This is a genomic window from Pseudomonas fluorescens, from assembly GCF_003732425.1.
GTDB classification, from domain to species: domain Bacteria; phylum Pseudomonadota; class Gammaproteobacteria; order Pseudomonadales; family Pseudomonadaceae; genus Aquipseudomonas; species Aquipseudomonas fluorescens_BE.
In genome coordinates this window covers 398,036-416,344 of sequence record NZ_MOBX01000014.1, presented here as the reverse complement: position 1 = coordinate 416,344, position 18,309 = coordinate 398,036, and the positions used below count along the sequence as shown (strand labels likewise).

The window sequence follows — 18,309 nt, the reverse complement described above, 5'->3', positions numbered from 1 at the left end:
TGCCCCTTGTAGGAGTGAGCCTGCTCGCGATAGCGTCCGACCAGGCAGCGCAACGACAAGCAGACAAAACAAAGCCCCGGCCATCACTGACCGGGGCTTTTTGCTTCACCGCAACTCACTCAATCGCGCAAATCCGACTCATGAATCGGCTGATCCCGGTGAGTCGCGCGCTGATACTGCGCCGGCCACACCGCTTTGCGCCCCCCCAGATCATCGTCGGCATGCAGCGGCCAGTACGGATCACGCAGTAGCTCCCGAGCGAGGAAGATGATGTCAGCCTGACAGGTGCGCAGAATGTGCTCGGCCTGCGCCGGCTCGGTAATCATTCCCACGGTGCCGGTGGCAATGCCTGACTCTTTGCGTACGCGTTCGGCGAAGCGGGTTTGATAGCCCGGCCCGACCGGGATTTCTGCGTTGGCCGCCGTCCCGCCCGACGACACATCGATCAGATCCGCGCCAAGGGTGTGCAGGCGTCGCGCCAGCTCCACGGTTTCATCCGGGTTCCAGCCGTCCTCCACCCAGTCAGTTGCCGACACACGGACAAACACCGGCAATTCCTCAGGCCAGACCGCCCTCACCGCTTCGGTGACTTGCAGCACCAGACGAATGCGGTTTTCAAACGAACCGCCGTATTGATCACGACGCTGGTTGCTCAACGGCGAAAGAAACTGATGCAGCAGATAACCATGCGCCGCGTGCACTTCAACCACGCTGAAACCCGACTTCAGCGCGCGTTTGGCGGCGTCGACGAAGGCCTGAATGACCTCGGCGATCTGCCCTTCATCCAGCTGTTTCGGTTGCATGTGTTGCGGATCGAAAGCAATCGGCGACGGCCCGACCGGGGTCCAGCCGCCATCATCGGGTTTGACGCTGCCGTGCTTGCCGATCCACGGCCGATGGGTGCTGGCCTTGCGCCCGGCATGGGCCAGTTGAATGCCGGCGACGGCGCCCTGGGCGGTGATGAAGCGAGTGATGCGTTGCAGCGGTTCGATTTGTTCGTCGTTCCACAAGCCAAGGTCTTCGGCGGTGATCCGCCCATCGGCGGTGACCGCCGTGGCTTCGGTAAATACCAGACCCGCGCCACCTACCGCGCGGCTGCCGAGGTGTACCAGATGCCAGTCGTTAGCGAGGCCGTCGACGCTGGAGTATTGGCACATCGGTGACACGGCGATGCGGTTGGGCAGCGTCAGTTGGCGCAGGGTGAAGGGTTCAAGCAGCAGACTCATGGGGCACCTCTCAAATCAGTGGGCAGGCTCCAGGGTTCTGTTTGAATAGTCGACGAGTGACAGAAAAAGGTGCAGCACCCGCCCCCGCGGGCAAAAAATTCGACAAGACGTCACAAGGCCAATCAAGCAGTGCTTAGAGCCTAGTCGACAACCGGGGATGAGGGAGGGTTCAGAGTAATTCTGTGTGTGAAAGTCCGCCTTCGCGAGCAGGCTCGCTCCCACAAGGACAACACCGTACCTGTGGGAGCGAGCAGGCTCGCGAAGGGCTTAGCGCGGTTCGATGTGGGCAATCATCAACTGAACGGTCTCATTACCGCGAAACTCGTTAACGTCGAGCTTGTAAGCCAGTTCAACCCACTGAATCGTCGGATTCGGCCAGATATCACGGTCAATGCCAAAGGCGATACCGTCCAGCTTCACCGAGCCACACTCGCTCTTCAGCACCACCTTCAGATGCCGCTCGCCGACCACCCGCTGTTCGACCAACTGAAACACCCCATGAAACAGCGGTTCCGGGAAATGCTGCCCCCAGGGCCCGGCATGGCGCAGGGCGCGCGCCAGTTCGAGGTGGAATTCTTCAACCGCCAGCGTGCCGTCCGAGAGCATGCGCCCGGTCAGGTCTTCCTCGCGAAGCTGCCTACGCACTTCAGCGTCAAATGCTTCGGCGAACAGCGCAAAGTTCTCCTGCGGCAAGGTCAGGCCCGCCGCCATCGCGTGGCCACCGTACTTGGCAATCAGGTTTGGATGCTGCGCCGCCACCACGCTCAAGGCATCACGAATGTGGAAGCCTTGCACCGAGCGCCCGGAGCCCTTGAGCAAACCATCACCCGCATCGGCAAAGGCAATGGTCGGACGGAAATAACGCTCTTTCATCCGCGACGCGAGAATGCCGATCACGCCCTGATGCCACTCCGGATCGAACAGGCACAGCCCAAACGGCATCGACTCCACCGGCAAGTCCTTGAGCTGCGCCAGCGCTTCACGCTGCATGCCCTGCTCGATGGATTTTCGATCCTGGTTCATGCCGTCCAGTTGCGCGGCCATTTCCCGGGCCAGGTTGGCGTCGGCGGTGAGCAGGCATTCGATGCCCAGGCTCATGTCATCTAGACGCCCGGCGGCGTTCAGGCGCGGGCCGACGATAAACCCCAGATCCGTGGAGGTAATGCGTGCAGCGTCGCGCTTGGCCACTTCAAGGATCGCTTTGATCCCCGGCCGGGCGCGACCGGCGCGAATCCGCTCGAGGCCCTGATGCACCAGAATCCGGTTGTTGGCGTCCAGCGGCACCACGTCGGCGACGCTGCCCAGCGCCACCAGATCAAGCAGTTCGCCAATGTTCGGCTGCGGCTTGTTCTCGTACCAGCCAAGACTGCGCAAACGCGCGCGCAATGCCATCAATACATAAAAAATAACGCCGACGCCGGCCAGTGCCTTGCTCGGGAATTCGCAACCGGGCTGGTTCGGGTTGACCAGCGCATCGGCCAACGGCAGCTCATCGCCGGGCAAGTGGTGGTCGGTGATCAGTACTTTGAGCCCATGACGTTTGGCGGCCGCCACGCCTTCGACGCTGGAGATGCCGTTGTCGACCGTAACCAGCAAATGCGGTTCGCGGGTCATCGCGACTTCGACGATTTCCGGGGTCAGGCCGTAGCCATATTCGAAGCGGTTCGGCACCAGATAATCGACGTGCGCCGCGCCCAACAAACGCAAACCGAGCATGCCGACGGTACTGGCCGTCGCCCCGTCCGCGTCGAAGTCGCCGACGATGAGGATGCGCTGGCGTTGCTCCAGCGCCGTCACCAGCAGGTCTACCGCTGCGTCGATGCCCTTGAGCTGCTGGAACGGGATCAACCGCGCCAGGCTCTTGTCCAGTTCCGCCTCGGACTGCACGCCCCGCGCCGCGTACAAACGGGTCAGCAAAGGTGGCAGGTCACCGAGAAACGGCAGAGTGGCAGGCAGTTGACGAGGTTCGATACGCATGGGGTGACGGAGACTTCTCTTGATTACGTGGGATTATTGCGGTGGTGACGCAGGATCAGCCGCGCTCACCTTGCAGCCATTGCAACTGGACTTCGTGCTGACCACGGTCGTCGGTGACGAAGATCGTCCCTTCGCTGATCATCACGTCCCACTTGATAACGCGGGGCATGTCCTTGGCCAGGGTTTCCAGTACTTCTTGCGGGACCGCAGCGATGTTGACGTTTTTCAGGTTCTTGATCGCCGGAATCACCTTGGTTTCCCAGACACGCAGGCTGCCGTAGGCCAGCAGGCTGGTGCGCTCGGTGCGGCGCGAGCACCAGGTCAGACGATCGGCGTCTGGCTGGCCGACTTCAATCCAGTGCAGGACACGGTCATCCAGGCTCTTTTCCCACAGCGCAGGTTCATCCACGTCTGACAGACCGCGACCAAACGACAACTGCTCGTTGTACCAGAGCGCGTAGGCCAGCAGTCGCACGGTCATGCGCTCTTCGGTTTCCGAAGGATGACGGGCGATGGTCTGCTTGACGCTCTCGTAGACACTGCGGTCGAGGTCGGTGAGGTTCAGTTCAAATTTGTAGGTAGTGGACGGCTGGGCCATGAACGGGCTTCTTGATACGAGGAAAGTCGGCAAGTCTAACCGATGCGGTAGGCAATCATCGAATTGATGGCGATCAAGCTGCGCCGTCTGACAGCCGGCTATGTTAAAACGCTGTATCCGCACAGCCTTGTCCTACAGGATTCAGTATGCCGTTCGCCAACAAACCGCTCTCGGGTGTGAAAGTCATTGAATTGGGTACATTGATTGCCGGGCCGTTTGCCTCGCGCATTTGCGGCGAGTTCGGCGCCGAAGTGATCAAGATCGAGTCACCGGACGGCGGCGATCCGCTGCGCAAATGGCGAAAACTGTACGAAGGCACGTCGTTGTGGTGGTTCGTTCAGGCACGCAACAAGAAGTCGCTGACGCTGAACCTCAAACACCCTGACGGCTTGGCGATCCTGAAAAAACTGCTCAGTGAAGCCGACATCCTCATCGAGAACTTCCGCCCCGGCGTCCTGGAAAAACTGGGCCTGAGCTGGGAAACCCTGCACGCCTTGAACCCGAAACTGGTGATGGTGCGCCTGTCCGGTTTCGGCCAGACCGGGCCGATGAAGGATCAGCCTGGTTTCGGCGCGGTCGGCGAGTCCATGGGCGGACTGCGTTACATCACCGGTTTCGAGGATCGGCCACCGGTGCGCACCGGGATTTCCATCGGCGATTCGATTGCCGCATTGTGGGGTGTGATCGGCGCACTGATGGCCCTGCGTCATCGCGAAGTCAACGGCGGCACCGGACAAGTTGTCGATGTAGCGCTGTATGAAGCGATTTTCGCGATGATGGAAAGCATGGTGCCGGAGTTCGACGTGTTCGGTTTCATCCGCGAGCGCAGCGGCAACATCATGCCCGGCATCACGCCCTCCTCTATCCACACCAGTGCCGACGGCAAGCACGTGCAGATCGGCGCCAATGGTGATGCGATCTTCAAACGCTTCATGCTGATCATCGGCCGTGATGACCTGGCCAATGACCCTACGCTGGCCAGCAATGACGGGCGCGACAATCGCCGCGACGAGTTGTACGGGGTGATCGATCGCTGGGTCAATTCGTTGCCGCTGCAAACCGTGCTCGAGCTGCTCAATCAGGCCGAAGTGCCGGCCAGTCGGATCTTCAGCGCCGAGGACATGTTCAGCGATCCGCAGTACCTGGCCCGAGAGATGTTCCTGCAGGCCAAGCTGCCCGGCGGCAAAGATTTCAAGATGCCGGGCATCGTGCCGAAACTCTCTGAGACACCCGGCAGTTCAGAATGGGTCGGACCGCAACTGGGTGAACACAATGCGCAGGTACTTCACGATCTTGGCTACGACGAGCGACAGATCGCCAAGTTGCGCGAAGACGGAGCCATTTGAGCTGAAACGCCGACAAACATCGCACGCCAACCGCGCCCACCACTGGTGGACGTGGCGGCTGTTCGGCTTGTTGTTTTTGCTCATGCTGTCGAACAGCGCGCAGGCGAAACCGATGCTGATCTGGTTACTGCGCGACCTGCCGCCACTGACCATTTTCGAAGGCCCAAAAAAGGGCCAGGGCGTGATCGATCAACTGATGCCGCTGCTGATTGCCGGCATGCCGCAATATGAGCACACACTGATGCGGGTCAATCGCGCCCGCGGTCTGCAGATGCTCCACGAGCACCCGTTTGCCTGTGATCCCGCGCTGCTGTGGAACAAGGAGCGCGCACAGTGGGTGGCGTATTCGATTCCGGCGATCCGCGCGGTGAGCAATGGCCTGGTGGTTCGCCAGCAGGATCGCGCGGTGCTTGAGCCCTATCTGGTGAAGGGCGAAGTCGATCTGTCGGCCTTGCTGGCCGCCACCGACAGAAAAGTCGGCGTGGTCGCTGAGCGCAGTTATGGTGAATTTATCGACAACATTCTGCATCAGGCGCCCAGTGGTGCATTGACGTCCCATTACGGCAACGACGCGCTGACCAATCTACTCTCGATGCAGCGACTGGGTCGCTTGCAGGTGGTGCTGGGCTACTGGCCGGAGATTCGCTATCAGGCGAAACAGGCGCAGATCAATGAGGATGAGCTGGAGTTCTATCCGATTCAGGGCAACGGGAAATATCTGTCAGGCTATGTTGCATGTTCCGACACCACCCTGGGACGTCAGGCGATAACCGAGATCAACCATCTGCTACGCACCCTGCCCCATGAACACCTGAATCAGCTCTACGCCGACTGGCTGGATCCCGACCGACGTGAGGATTATCTGGAAAAGGCCCGCACGTTCTTCGACCATCAAGCCGCGCAGTAGGCAAATCGCAGGCAAAAGAAACCCCGAGAAGTGGGGAGACGACTCGGGGTTAAACGTGGCCTACATAAAGACCCGTAGCAGCAAGCGACAAGCACCGGAGCACAATGCTTGATCCTGCTGTTACGGGGTCTGACTGACAAGGACGCAGGAAGGTTCCCACAAAAAATATTTCATCTTTACAGCGCCGCACGTTTGTCCAGCGCAGCGTTGCGCAATGCCGCGATCACACAGGGTTCCAGCCTTCCTTCCGCAATAAGGACATCGCGGTGCAAGCCGTCAACGACATCGGTCAACTGACGCTTGTCGGTCAATTGCGCCTGATTGAATTGGCGCTCCACCACGATCGCGCCGTTGCTGTTTTTCAAGGTCACCAGGCATTCACCGTGGGCACCGCTTGGAGACAACGAAACCTGATACGGGCTCAGAGCCTCACCGAGCAATAGACTGATACTTTCCATCTCGATCTCCACTCAATAGTCCGAAAACATTGTGTCTGGGGCGTGTCCACTGTAAATGACCACCGGCCCGAGAAGAAAGTTCTGCATTCCGGTCGTCAGCATCGGCGTGTCACCGGCCTGTCAGAGCATGCACGGCGAAGATGACAGAACAATAACCGGCCGCATCAGGCCTCGGCAGGCAGCGAAGGAGCAATCAGGTAGCTGTCCACCAAACTTCGCATCAGCACCGCCGAAACCGGCGTTTGCAGACAACCCAGCAGTCGCAACCGATGCTCGCACAGCACCGGCCGGAGGTCGTTCAACAGGCTCGGCGCCACCGCGCCCAGGAGGATCAGCGCACGCGCGTGGCGCTGCACCGCCAGGTGCCGAATCAGAGCCAGGCCATCACCGCCCTTGAGCTGCGGATCGCAAATGGCGATATCGACCGCGCCGCGATGCCCCAGGGAACGCAAGGCCGATGCCAGCGATGGCGCGGTCAGGACATCATAAATACCGATAGCATTGAGCATCTGGTGCAACGCCATCAGCTGGAACGGATTGGGTTCAAGAATCAGGACTTTAAGCGAGCGCATAGGCGGCCTCTGGAGCGACAATCGCGGACTTTCACCGCAGTTGCCACTCACTGTAGGGCAGCCCTCTGAAGGCTCCCATCAGAAAAGTAGCCGCGTCTTATAGGACATTTCCCATCTTCAATGCAGACATCGGCACCCGCTTTCCGCGCGGCGCTGGGTAATGTCCGTCCAGCCGCCCAGCAGTCCGCGCAATTTGCCGTCGGCGCTGTAAAACGGCACCGTCCACTGATAAATTTCCCGCGTCCCGTTCTTGAACAGCAATTGCCGCTTGCTGAATCGTGACTTACGCGTACGCAACTGCACCATGAATTCGTCGTGAAGCATCTGCGCGGTCGCTTCTGGCAGCGCATCGACCTCCATCAACAACCGCCCCTGCACCTGATCCTGGCGAACCGAAAGCGCCTCTTCATAGCTACGGTTACACATGATCAAGCGACCCTGAAGATCACGGACAAACATCGGATCCGGCATGGAATCGATCAATGCGTGCTGGAACGTCAATTGATCACCGAGGCTTTTCTCGGCAGCACGGCGTTGCTTGATCACCACCGTCAGGCGGCGGTTCCAAACCAGCGACAACAAGCCGAACACCCCCAGGAACACCGTTGCCCAACAGCCCCATTCAATCATCCGTTGCCAGAGCGTGGGGACGGGCTTCAGCGAGATTCCTTCCAGCCATTTCAGGCGAATGGCGCGTAACTCGGTTGCGGGAAACGCTTCCAGTGCCTTGTTGAGAATACTTAATAACTCTGGCATGCCCTTGCGCACGGCCAGATGATCAGCCTCCCATTTGCCTTCCACCAGGCCACCGACCTTGAGCAGACCCAGCGGGTAGAGTTGCGCACCGATTTCATTTTCAATCGTCGCGTAGGCCTCGCCGCTCTCGACCAATGCCCGCGCCTCGGCATAGGTCTTGACCGAACGGATCTCGATCGACGGGTAATCGCGGCGAATGACATCCTCCAGTGCGTGCCGGTCTGGCAATACCAACACCCGCCTGGTCAGTTGTTCCAGTGACTCCACCGACGGCGCACCGGCGCGCCCGACAAACACCCAGCCTGCCCCGCCGAAGGCGTGACTGAAATCCAGAAACGCCTTGCGCTCATCGCTCATCGCCAGGGTCGTACTGATGTCCGCCTGGCCACTTTCAAGGCGCTCCAGCATGTGATCGGTGGAAAACGACTCCTGATGCATGAACTTCAGCCCGGTCATCGCACTGACTCGCTTGAGCACATCATTGTTCAATCCGCTCCACTGTCCATGTTCATCCTGGAACAAATACAACGGGTATTGCACCGACGCGACCGTTACCTGCGGGTTATCGCGAATCCATTGGCGTTCGTGTGCGTCCAGTTCAACAGGCTCGACGCTGAGTGCCACAATGTCGTCATTAAGCGCCAGTTGCGCCGCCACACTGCAGCGCATTAACCCGAGCAGCCCGAACAAGAACAACCAACCCAGTGCCGGTTTCAAACCTCTATAAAACAGCATTGCCACTTCCTTCGTGATCGACTCACCCGTCCTTCGTGGGTGAAAACCCGAGCAGTGTGGCAGCAGAAACAAAAAAGCCCGTCAGGAGACGGGCTTCAAAATGTGACAGCTTTTACTGGCTTAAAGCGGCTTGCCGCGGTTGCCATGCTGGCTGACAAAGGCTTGCACGGCTTTCAGCTCGTTTGGCAGAACGGTGCAACGCTCGTTTCGCTCAAACAAATCAGAAAGATGTGCAGGTAGCTCGAGCGCTTTTCCTACACCGGCTTTCTCTACCGCATCCGGGAATTTCACCGGATGTGCGGTGCCGAGAATCACCATCGGGATATCGAGGCTACGACGGCATTCGCGCGCGGCCTTGACGCCGATGGCAGTGTGCGGATCCAGCACTTCACCGGTTTGCTCGTAGACTTCGGCGATGGTTTCGCAGGTTTGCGCATCGTCCACAGCCAGCGAGTCGAACAGTTTGCGGGCTTCGGTCCAGCGCTCTTGTTCGACGCTGAAACCGCCTCCTTGCTTGAACGTGTCCATCAGACCGGCGATGGCCGCGCCATTGCGACCGTGCAGGTCGAACAGCAGACGTTCGAAGTTCGACGAGACCATGATGTCCATCGACGGCGACAGCGTGGCGTGCAGGGTTTCCTTGACGTACTGATTGCCGCTCATGAAGCGGTGCAGGATGTCGTTGCGGTTGGTGGCGACGATCAACTGGTTGATCGGCAGGCCCATGTTACGTGCCAGGTAACCGGCAAAGATGTCGCCGAAGTTACCGGTCGGCACCGAGAACGACACCGAGCGCGCCGGGCCACCCAACTGCAGGGCTGCGTGGAAGTAGTAGACGATCTGGGCCATGATCCGCGCCCAGTTGATCGAGTTAACCGCGACCAGGCGCGTGCCTTTGAGGAAGCTCTGGTCGGCGAAGCTGTTCTTGACCATTTCCTGGCAGTCATCGAAGTTGCCTTCGATGGCGATATTGTGGATGTTCTCGCCGAAAATCGTGGTCATCTGGCGGCGTTGCACTTCGGACACACGGTTGTGCGGGTGCAGAATGAAGATGTCGACGTTTTCGCAGTGCTTGCAGCCTTCGATGGCGGCCGAACCGGTATCACCGGAGGTGGCACCGACGATCACTACGCGTTCGCCGCGCTTTTCCAGCACGTAGTCGAGCAGACGACCGAGCAGTTGCAGGGCGAAGTCCTTGAACGCCAGGGTCGGGCCGTGGAACAGCTCCAGCACCCATTCATTGCCGTTCAACTGACGCAGCGGCGCAACGGCGCTGTGGGCGAACACGCCGTAGGTTTCTTCAAGGATCTTTTTGAAATCGGCGTCCGGGATGCTGCCGGTGACGAACGGGCGCATGACGCGGAAAGCCAGCTCGTGATAAGGCAGGCCGGCCCACGAAGCGATCTCTTCCTGGGTGAAACGTGGCAGGTTTTCCGGGACGTACAGACCGCCGTCGGTGGCGAGACCAGCCAGCAGGACGTCTTCGAAATTCAGGGCCGGTGCCTGGCCGCGGGTACTGATATAACGCATGAGGGCAAACCTTCGGTTTGAGCTACAAGCTGTGAGCTGCAAGCTACAAGTGAAAAGCGGCTCTGCTTTTACTTGCAGCTTGAAGCTGGAAACTTGCCGCTGCTGTTAATTCAAGTGTTCGACGCGGATCCGTACAACCGGACCATTCACGCCGGCCAGCGCTTCAAGGGCGGCGATCGCATCGTTGATACGCTGCTCGACCACGCGGTGGGTCAGCAGGATCATCGGCACCAGACCGTCGTGTTCCTCGACTTCCTTCTGCATGATCGACTCGATGTTGATGCCGCGCTCCGAGAGGATGCTCGCCACCTGAGCGAGTACGCCCGGATGGTCCTTGGCCTGAATGCGCAGGTAGTACGCGCTTTCGCAGGCTTCGATCGGCAGGATCGGATGGGCCGACAGCGAATCCGGCTGGAAGGCCAGGTGCGGCACGCGGTTTTCCGGGTCGGAAGTCATGGCGCGAACCACGTCGACCAGGTCGGCGATCACCGACGAAGCGGTCGGCTCCATGCCTGCGCCAGCGCCGTAGAACAGCGTCGAACCGGCGGCGTCACCGTTGACCATCACCGCGTTCATCACGCCGTTGACGTTGGCGATCAGACGATCGGCCGGGATCAGCGTCGGGTGTACGCGCAACTCGATGCCGGCAGCGGTGCTGCGGGCTACACCGAGGTGCTTGATGCGGTAGCCCAGCGCTTCGGCGTAGTTCACGTCAGCGGTGGTCAGCTTGGTGATGCCTTCGGTGTAAGCCTTGTCGAATTGCAGCGGAATGCCGAACGCGATGGAGGCCAGAATCGTCAGCTTGTGCGCGGCGTCGATGCCTTCAACGTCGAAGGTCGGATCGGCTTCGGCGTAACCCAGTGCCTGGGCTTCGGCCAGCACGTCTTCGAAGGTACGGCCCTTCTCGCGCATTTCGGTGAGGATGAAGTTGCCGGTGCCGTTGATGATGCCGGCGACCCAGTTGATGCGGTTGGCGGACAGGCCTTCACGGATCGCCTTGATCACCGGAATGCCACCGGCCACGGCCGCTTCGAACGCCACGATCACGCCTTTCTCGCGCGCCTTGGCGAAAATCTCATTACCGTGAACGGCGATAAGTGCCTTGTTCGCGGTGACCACATGCTTGCCATTCTCGATGGCCTTGAGTACCAGCTCGCGGGCAACGGTGTAGCCGCCCATCAGCTCTATGACGATGTCGATCTCAGGGTTCGTGGCCACTTCGAAGACATCGTTGGTAATCGCAATACCGGTCGTCTGGAACTGAGGCTTTGGCGTGCGCATGGCAATTTGTGCCACTTCGATTCCACGCCCGGCACGACGAGCAATTTCCTCGGCGTTGCGCTGAAGTACGTTGAAGGTACCGCCACCGACGGTCCCTAACCCACAGATGCCTACTTTGACCGGATTCACTGTGAACTCCCCATAAAACGGCCGACGCGGGGTCGGCCGGAAAACAACCGCGTGCTCGCGGCTCTCTATTGATGGCCCGGCGATGTGGCTGCCGGACCATGATCGTCACGGCTGACCGTGACGATGCGAATTACTTCGCGCCCAGCGCCAGTTTGGCGACTTGTGGCGCAGGCTGGTAGCCCGGAATCACTTGTCCGTCGGCCAAAACGATGGCCGGTGTACCGTTCACGCCAATCGACTGACCGAGGGCAAACTGTTTGGAAACCGGGTTATCGCACTTGGCGGCCTTGATTTCCTTGCCGTCGACCATTTTGTCCATGGCGGCTTTCTTGTCTTTCGAGCACCACACGGCTTGCAGTTGCTCGTCACCCGGCGAGTTCAGCCCCTGGCGCGGGAACGCGACGTAGCGCACTTCGATGCCGCGCTTGTTCAGCTCAGGCACTTCGGCGTGCAGCTTGTGGCAATACGGGCAAGTGGTGTCGGTGAACACGGTGATGTGCGATTTGGTCTCGCCCACGGCCGGGTAGACCACGGTTTCGGCAACCGGAATGGCATTGATCAGTTTGGAGATGCCCAGGCGTTCGGTCTTCTCGGTCAGGTTGACCGGTTTGCCGTCCTTGAGCTGGAACAGGTAACCCTGAACGATGTACTGGCCGTCGGCGCTGGCGTAAAGCACGCGGCTGCCCTTGAGCTTGACTTCGTACATACCCGGCAACGGGCTGGCGCTGATGCTTTCTACCGGAACCTCGAGTTCGAGTTTTTCCAGGCTTTGACGAATGGCTTTGTCGGCCGCGTCATCGGCGACGGCAAAGGTGCTGGCCAACGCAATGGCTGCGGCGGCGAAAATCTGGATCAGACGCATGAGAACTCCTGAAGGCGGACAAATGGAACGATCAGAACGCCCGTGCCGGAACACCGGGTCATAACCGTCCATCGTGCAAACCGGCAAAGCCTAACACATAAGGCCACGGTGGCCGAATGCGCCTGTCGCCACACTTTCACCGCAGGGTGACTCGAATTACCTTGTGGCGAGGGAGCTTGCTACCGCTCGGCTGCGCAGCAGTCGTAAATATCGCACAACCGATGTGACTGACAGATTTCGGGGGCCGCTTCGCGCCCCAGCGGGAGCAAGCTCCCTCGCCACAAAAAGCGGGGTTTGTATCAGCCTCTTGGGTGATGTTTGGCGTGCAAGTCCTGCAGTCGCGCCCGCGCCACATGGGTGTAGATCTGCGTGGTCGACAAATCACTGTGCCCGAGCAACATCTGCACCACGCGCAAATCCGCGCCATGGTTAAGCAAGTGCGTAGCAAACGCATGACGCAAGGTGTGCGGCGACAGCGACTTGCCGATTCCGGCAACCTTGGCCTGATGCTTGATCCGGTGCCAAAACGTCTGGCGGGTCATCTGCTCGCCGCGCTGACTGGGGAACAGCACATCGCTAGGCCGGCCACCGAGCAATTCGCTACGACCGTCACGCATATAACGCTCGACCCAGACGATCGCCTCTTCGCCCATCGGCACCAGCCGCTCCTTGCTGCCCTTGCCCATCACCCGCAACACACCCTGGCGCAGGTTGACCTGTTCCAGCGTCAGGCTCACCAGCTCGGTCACCCGCAGTCCGCAGGCGTACAGCACCTCAAGCATGGCGCGGTCACGCTGGCCGATGGCTTCGCTCAGATCCGGTGCCTTGAGCAGCGCCTCGACGTCGGCTTCCGACAGGGATTTAGGCAACGGTCTACCCAGTTGCGGCATGTCGACGCGCAATGTCGGGTCGACGCTGATCAGTTTTTCCCGCAGCAGATAGCGATAAAAGCCACGCACTCCAGAGAGGAATCTGGCGGTGGAGCGCGGTTTATAGTTCTGCTCCAGACGCCAGGCCAAATGATCGAGGATCAGTTCACGACCGGCATTGATCAGCTCGAGGTTTTTCTCCTGCAACCAGCCATTGAACAGCGCCAGATCGCTGCGATAGGCGCCGCGGGTGTTATCGGACAGGCCCTTTTCCAGCCATAAAGCGTCGAGGAATTGATCAATCAGCGGATGGTCGATGGCAGGCATGGGCGCTCAAGTCACACAGCCTCAAGGACTGTGCGCAAATGTAGAGTGAACTGTAGGAATGGGCGCTAGTCTTTCATAGCCCGCTAATTCAAGGAACAGGGAGCTTCAATGAACGAGCAGCAAATTCTCTTGGCATTTGGCGGGATTGGCGCCGCGGCGCTGGGTTGCCAATGGCTGGCCTGGCGCCTGAAGCTGCCGGCGATTCTGTTTCTGCTGCTGACCGGGATTCTGGTCGGCCCGGTGCTGGGCTGGCTCGATCCACAGGAGATGTTCGGGCCGCTGTTGATGCCGCTGGTGTCGTTGGCGGTAGCGCTGATTCTGTTCGAGGGCAGCCTGACCCTGCACCTGTCGGAGTGGAAGGAGATCGGCAGCGTCGTCCATCGTCTGGTGACCATTGGCGCGATCTCGACCTGGATCGTCATTGCGGTCGCCACGCACTTCCTGCTCGGCTTCGACTGGATGCTGGCCATCCTGTTCGGCAGCCTGACGCTGGTCACCGGCCCCACCGTGATCGTACCGATGCTGCGCGTGGTGCGACCGAAAGCCTCGATCGCCAACATTTTGCGCTGGGAAGGCATCGTCATCGACCCGATCGGCGCCCTGCTCGCTGTGGTGGTCTACAGCTTCATCATTGCCAGCGGCGAAGGGCATGGTCTCAAGCAGAGTTTGTTCACCTTTGGCGGCGTGATTCTCTGCGGCGCGGTGTTCGGCATTGTCGGTGGCTGGCTGCTCGGCACGGTGATCCGCCGGCAATGGCTGCCGGAGTACCTGCATAACCTCGCCTCGCTGGCGGCGGTACTGGGAATTTTCATTGCCGCCAACGCAGTGATGCATGAATCCGGCCTGCTGGCAGTGACGCTGATGGGCATGTGGCTGGCGAACATGAAAGGCGTGGATGTGCGGCACATCCTGCACTTCAAGGAAAATCTTAGCGTGCTGCTGATTTCCGGACTGTTCATTCTGTTGGCGGCGCGCCTGGATTTGTACGCGTTGATCGGACTGGGGCCGCTGGTGTTGATTCTGCTGTTGGTGATTCAACTCATCGCTCGACCGCTGAACGTGCTGCTCAGCACGGCCGGTTCCAGCCTGAGTTGGCGTGAGCGCGCGTTGCTGTGCTGGATTGCACCGCGCGGGATTGTCGCGGCGGCGGTGTCGGCGATTTTCGCGATTCGCCTGCACGAGGCCGGGCATGAAGGGGCATTACTGCTGGTGCCGCTGACGTTTGCGGTGATTATCGGCACCGTTGTCCTGCAAAGTGCCACTGCACGACCGCTGGCACGACTGCTTAAAGTCGCGGAGCCGGCGCCGAGTGGATTCCTGATCGTCGGCGCCAACGGCCCGGCGCGGGAACTGGGCAAATCGCTGCAGCAACTGGGTAGCCGGGTGCTGCTGACTGATTCGAGTTGGGAAAACATTCGCGCCGCACGCATGGAAGGTTTGCCGACCTATTTCGGTAATCCGGCCTCGCAGCATGCTGACGCACATCTGGATCTGGTCGGGTTGGGGCATTTGCTCGCGCTGTCGCCGTCGGGCGAACTCAATACCTTGGCGGCGATGCGCTTTCGCCATGATTTCGGCCATCAGCGCCTGTTTGGTTTGGCCAGCGGTCATGAAAGCCGGCGCAGCGACAAGCACCGCGCGAGCCTGGAGCATCGTGGCAATCAGTTGGGCAGCGAGGCGTTTACCTACGCGAAACTGGCCAGCCAGATGGGCCAGGGTGCCGAGCTGTACAGCACGACGCTGACGGCTGGTTTTGGCTGGGAGGATTACCGCGCGCTGCATGGTCAGCGTGCGACCTTGCTGTTCATGCGTGATGACAGCGGGTGGGTGCATGTGGTGACGCCTGAGACTACGGTGAAGCCTGGGGCGGGGTGGACGTTGTTGGCGTTGATTCAGCCTGAGGCCTTAGCCGCCTGAGCTGACGCCTTGGCGAGCAGGCTCGCTCCCACAGTGATCGGGGTGAACACAAAATCTGTGTCCGGCACAAAACCTGTGGGAGCGAGCCTGCTCGCGAAGGGCGCGATGCGGGATCAGATCAGGCTGCAAACCCGGGCAGCACCGGCACCGGCCGCTTGTCATCATCGATCGCCACAAAACTGAATTGCCCGTGGATCGCCTTCTCGCGGCCATCACAACTCATGCTCTCGACAAACACTTCAACCTCGACCTTGAGGCTGGTGTTGCCGACCTTGATCACCTTCCCGACCAGTTCAACGATGGAGCCGGCCGGGATCGCGTGATTGAAGTCGATGCGATCGGTAGACACGGTCACCAATGGCAAGCGGCAGAAGCGTGTGGCGGTGATGAACGACACTTCGTCCATCCATGCCAGCGCGGTGCCGCCGAACAGGGTGTTGTGGTGGTTGGTGGTTGGCGGGAAGACAGCCTTGGTCACGCGGGTTACCGAGAGTTCGGTACGGCGCTGGATTTCCTGGTCGCGGGTGGTCATGGTTATTACTGCTCGTGTGTGCGGGTACCGGGTATAGCAAGATCAAGAGATCGTCTGATCGAAGCTCGAGCCTTCGGCAGCTCCTACAGGAATTCTGGGCAACAAAAAAGCAGCCCGTAGGCTGCTTTTTTCTGCATCGGAAGCTGGACTTAAGCCAGTTTTTCCTTGATGCGAGCTGCTTTACCCGACAGGTCGCGCAGGTAGTACAGCTTGGCTTTACGTACGTCACCGCGACGTTTAACAGCCATGCTGTCGATCTGCGGGGAGTAGGTCTGGAAAGTACGTTCTACACCAACACCGTTGGAGATTTTACGAACGGTGAACGCACTGTTCACGCCGCGGTTACGCTTGGCGATTACAACGCCTTCGAACGCTTGCAGACGGGAACGATCGCCTTCCTTCACTTTCACCTGAACGACAATAGTGTCGCCTGGGGCGAAGGTAGGGATTTCTTTGGTCATCTGCTCTGCTTCGAGTGCAAGGATGATTTTGTTGGTCATGCTGTGCTCCTAAGGTAAATCGTTCGATCTACCATCGATACGTTGTTAACTATCGTCCCGCTCGCGGATGTATTCCTCGAGCAGCTTCTTCTCTTCTCCAGAAAGCGAGCGGCTTTCCAGAAGATCGGCGCGTCGTTCAAAGGTCCTACCAAGGGACTGCTGTAAACGCCAACGCCGGATATGCGCGTGATTGCCACTCAGCAACACGTCGGGAACACGCTGATCCGCATACACCTCAGGTCGGGTGTAGTGCGGGCAATCCAGCAGACCATCCGTAAAGGAATCTTCCTCAGCGGAATCCGCATGCCCTAAAGCTCCAGGCAGCAGTCGTGTAACCGCATCGATCAGGACCATGGCCGGCAGCTCGCCGCCAGACAGTACATAGTCGCCAATCGACCACTCTTCATCGACATGAGCCTCAATAAAGCGCTCGTCAATGCCTTCATAGCGGCCGGCAATCAGGATCAATGCATCCGATTGTGCCAGCTCGCGTACCGCCGACTGAGTCAGTTGACGGCCTTGGGGGGACAGGTAAATCACCTTCGCCGCCTCCCCGGCTGCTGCCTTGGCCTGAACCAGAGCATCTTCCAGGGGCTTGATCTTCATCACCATGCCCGGACCACCGCCAAACGGGCGATCGTCTACAGTGTGATGCCGATCCGTCGTGTAATCTCGCGGATTCCAACAGGTCAGCTGCAAGAGCCCCTGTTTGACCGCACGACTGGTGATGCCGTAGTCGCCGATGGCGGAAAACATCTCGGGAAACAAACTGATCACTTCTACACGCAAATTAGCCACGTTTAGAAGTCCGCGTCCCAATCCACCTTCATCTCGCCCGCGGCCAGGTCGACGGCCAACACGCATTGCTCCGTATAGGGCAACAGGCGTTCGCGATCATCCAGGCTGCCAGCGCAAGGCTTGACGACCATTACATCATTGGCGCCGGTTTCCAGAAGATGATCGATTTTCCCGAGCAATTGCCCGAGTTGATCAATAACCTTCAGACCTTCCAGCTGGTACCAGTAGTACTCGCCTTCGGTCAATTCAGCGAACAGATTGCGCGGCACACAGATCTCATAACCGGCCAGAAGACGAGCTTCTTCACGATCATCGAGACCCTTGAGCTTTGCGACCAGGAACTTGTCGCTCCCGCGTCCACTGACCAGCTCGACCTGTTTCACATTGCCTTCGCGCTTGAGCGTCCAGGTTTTGTACTGCAACAGGTTTTCAGTCGGATCAGTAAAGGAATAAACCTTCACTTCGCCGCGAACGCCATGAACAGAATAAATTTTGCCAATAACGATCAAATCATCAGCAACAGCAGGCGTCGCGTTCATATTGCTCAGGCCGCAGCCTTGGCAGATTCCTTCAACAACTGAGCAACGCGCTCAGAAGGTTGTGCACCAACGCTCAGCCAGTAGGCTACGCGCTCTTGGTTCACGGACAGACGGGTTTCCTGACCACGGGCAACAGGGTTGAAGAAACCAACCTGTTCTTTGTGGGAGCCGTCACGCGGGTTACGCGAGTCGGTTACGGTCAGGTGGTAAAACGGGCGCTTTTTGGAGCCGCCAAGGGCAAGACGGATTGTTAGCATGTGAACATCGTTCCTGTAGTCGGTGCTGCAAATCTAAATGCACAGCGGGCATGGGTGCCCGAAAGGCCGCATATTCTAAGGAATATCCGGACTTTTGCAAATGACTTTTTCCGGCGCCTATGGCATGCCGTGCGGATTTGCATATAGAGCCGTCGATGAAAACGGCCAGTCAGCTCCCGCCGAGTGCGGGTTT

At 59.3% G+C, this 18,309-nt stretch carries 18 protein-coding genes; 3 read left to right on the top strand and 15 right to left on the bottom strand.

The genetic code is table 11. From position 1 onward, the window contains the following. Positions 1-119: 119 nt before the first annotated feature. The 3 genes from BK670_RS18945 to BK670_RS18935 all read right to left on the bottom strand — a co-directional run bounded on the left by BK670_RS18945 (position 120) and on the right by BK670_RS18935 (position 3,801). The gene (locus BK670_RS18945) at positions 120-1,226 is read right to left on the bottom strand and encodes an NADH:flavin oxidoreductase/NADH oxidase (protein WP_123451954.1); all 1,107 of its coding nucleotides are present in this window, start codon (positions 1,224-1,226) and stop codon (positions 120-122) included. A 267-nt stretch (positions 1,227-1,493) separates the two neighbouring features. Beyond that, the gene (gene recJ, locus BK670_RS18940; RefSeq protein WP_123451952.1) at positions 1,494-3,203 is read right to left on the bottom strand and encodes a single-stranded-DNA-specific exonuclease RecJ; all 1,710 of its coding nucleotides are present in this window, start codon (positions 3,201-3,203) and stop codon (positions 1,494-1,496) included. Positions 3,204-3,258: 55 nt separating this feature from the next. Further along, positions 3,259-3,801, bottom strand: a complete 543-nt coding sequence (locus BK670_RS18935) for a YaeQ family protein (RefSeq protein WP_007908961.1) — start codon at positions 3,799-3,801, stop codon at positions 3,259-3,261. Between the two features lie 146 nt (positions 3,802-3,947). Between BK670_RS18935 and BK670_RS18930 the strand changes: the two genes are divergently transcribed. Further along, positions 3,948-5,147: a CaiB/BaiF CoA transferase family protein gene (locus BK670_RS18930; protein WP_123451950.1), complete on the top strand. Its 1,200-nt coding sequence runs from the start codon at positions 3,948-3,950 to the stop codon at positions 5,145-5,147. Beyond that, positions 5,074-6,054, top strand: coding sequence for a TIGR02285 family protein (locus BK670_RS18925; RefSeq protein WP_185036797.1), 981 nt, complete (start codon positions 5,074-5,076; stop codon positions 6,052-6,054). Before BK670_RS18930 ends, BK670_RS18925 begins: the two co-directional genes overlap by 74 nt. Positions 6,055-6,230: 176 nt before the next feature. On the opposite strand, the gene BK670_RS18920 is transcribed toward BK670_RS18925, so the two are convergent. The 7 genes from BK670_RS18920 to xerD all read right to left on the bottom strand — a co-directional run bounded on the left by BK670_RS18920 (position 6,231) and on the right by xerD (position 13,573). Further along, positions 6,231-6,512 carry a DUF3509 domain-containing protein gene (locus BK670_RS18920; protein ID WP_123451945.1) on the bottom strand — a complete coding sequence of 94 codons (282 nt, stop codon included), beginning with the start codon at positions 6,510-6,512 and terminating at the stop codon, positions 6,231-6,233. A 164-nt stretch (positions 6,513-6,676) separates the two neighbouring features. Continuing rightward, positions 6,677-7,084 (bottom strand): response regulator, encoded by a 408-nt coding sequence (locus tag BK670_RS18915; protein WP_123451943.1) that lies wholly within the window; start codon positions 7,082-7,084, stop codon positions 6,677-6,679. Positions 7,085-7,201: 117 nt separating this feature from the next. After that, positions 7,202-8,575 (bottom strand): transporter substrate-binding domain-containing protein, encoded by a 1,374-nt coding sequence (locus BK670_RS18910; protein ID WP_123451941.1) that lies wholly within the window; start codon positions 8,573-8,575, stop codon positions 7,202-7,204. A gap of 120 nt (positions 8,576-8,695) precedes the next feature. Then, complete coding sequence (gene thrC, locus BK670_RS18905; protein WP_122609599.1) at positions 8,696-10,105, bottom strand: threonine synthase; 1,410 nt, start codon at positions 10,103-10,105, stop codon at positions 8,696-8,698. A 105-nt stretch (positions 10,106-10,210) separates the two neighbouring features. Then, entirely contained in the window at positions 10,211-11,515 is a 1,305-nt protein-coding gene (locus tag BK670_RS18900; protein WP_007908972.1) for a homoserine dehydrogenase, read from the bottom strand. A 130-nt stretch (positions 11,516-11,645) separates the two neighbouring features. Beyond that, positions 11,646-12,377 carry a bifunctional protein-disulfide isomerase/oxidoreductase DsbC gene (gene dsbC, locus BK670_RS18895; protein ID WP_123451939.1) on the bottom strand — a complete coding sequence of 244 codons (732 nt, stop codon included), beginning with the start codon at positions 12,375-12,377 and terminating at the stop codon, positions 11,646-11,648. A 299-nt stretch (positions 12,378-12,676) separates the two neighbouring features. Next, on the bottom strand, positions 12,677-13,573 hold the full coding sequence (xerD, locus tag BK670_RS18890) for a site-specific tyrosine recombinase XerD (RefSeq protein WP_123451937.1): 897 nt from the start codon (positions 13,571-13,573) through the stop codon (positions 12,677-12,679). A gap of 108 nt (positions 13,574-13,681) precedes the next feature. Between xerD and BK670_RS18885 the strand changes: the two genes are divergently transcribed. Continuing rightward, the gene (locus BK670_RS18885) at positions 13,682-15,490 is read left to right on the top strand and encodes a cation:proton antiporter (protein WP_123451935.1); all 1,809 of its coding nucleotides are present in this window, start codon (positions 13,682-13,684) and stop codon (positions 15,488-15,490) included. Positions 15,491-15,608: 118 nt separating this feature from the next. On the opposite strand, the gene BK670_RS18880 is transcribed toward BK670_RS18885, so the two are convergent. From BK670_RS18880 to rpsP, 5 genes are all read right to left on the bottom strand, one after another. After that, on the bottom strand, positions 15,609-16,022 hold the full coding sequence (locus BK670_RS18880; protein WP_007908981.1) for an acyl-CoA thioesterase: 414 nt from the start codon (positions 16,020-16,022) through the stop codon (positions 15,609-15,611). A gap of 149 nt (positions 16,023-16,171) precedes the next feature. Next, positions 16,172-16,522 (bottom strand): 50S ribosomal protein L19, encoded by a 351-nt coding sequence (gene rplS / locus BK670_RS18875; RefSeq protein WP_003175895.1) that lies wholly within the window; start codon positions 16,520-16,522, stop codon positions 16,172-16,174. 45 nt (positions 16,523-16,567) lie between these two features. Further along, positions 16,568-17,320 carry a tRNA (guanosine(37)-N1)-methyltransferase TrmD gene (trmD, locus tag BK670_RS18870; protein ID WP_008081628.1) on the bottom strand — a complete coding sequence of 251 codons (753 nt, stop codon included), beginning with the start codon at positions 17,318-17,320 and terminating at the stop codon, positions 16,568-16,570. A gap of 2 nt (positions 17,321-17,322) precedes the next feature. Beyond that, positions 17,323-17,859, bottom strand: coding sequence for a ribosome maturation factor RimM (gene rimM / locus BK670_RS18865; protein WP_095191188.1), 537 nt, complete (start codon positions 17,857-17,859; stop codon positions 17,323-17,325). A 5-nt stretch (positions 17,860-17,864) separates the two neighbouring features. Beyond that, complete coding sequence (rpsP, locus tag BK670_RS18860) at positions 17,865-18,116, bottom strand: 30S ribosomal protein S16 (RefSeq protein WP_016986371.1); 252 nt, start codon at positions 18,114-18,116, stop codon at positions 17,865-17,867. Positions 18,117-18,309 lie beyond the last annotated feature (193 nt).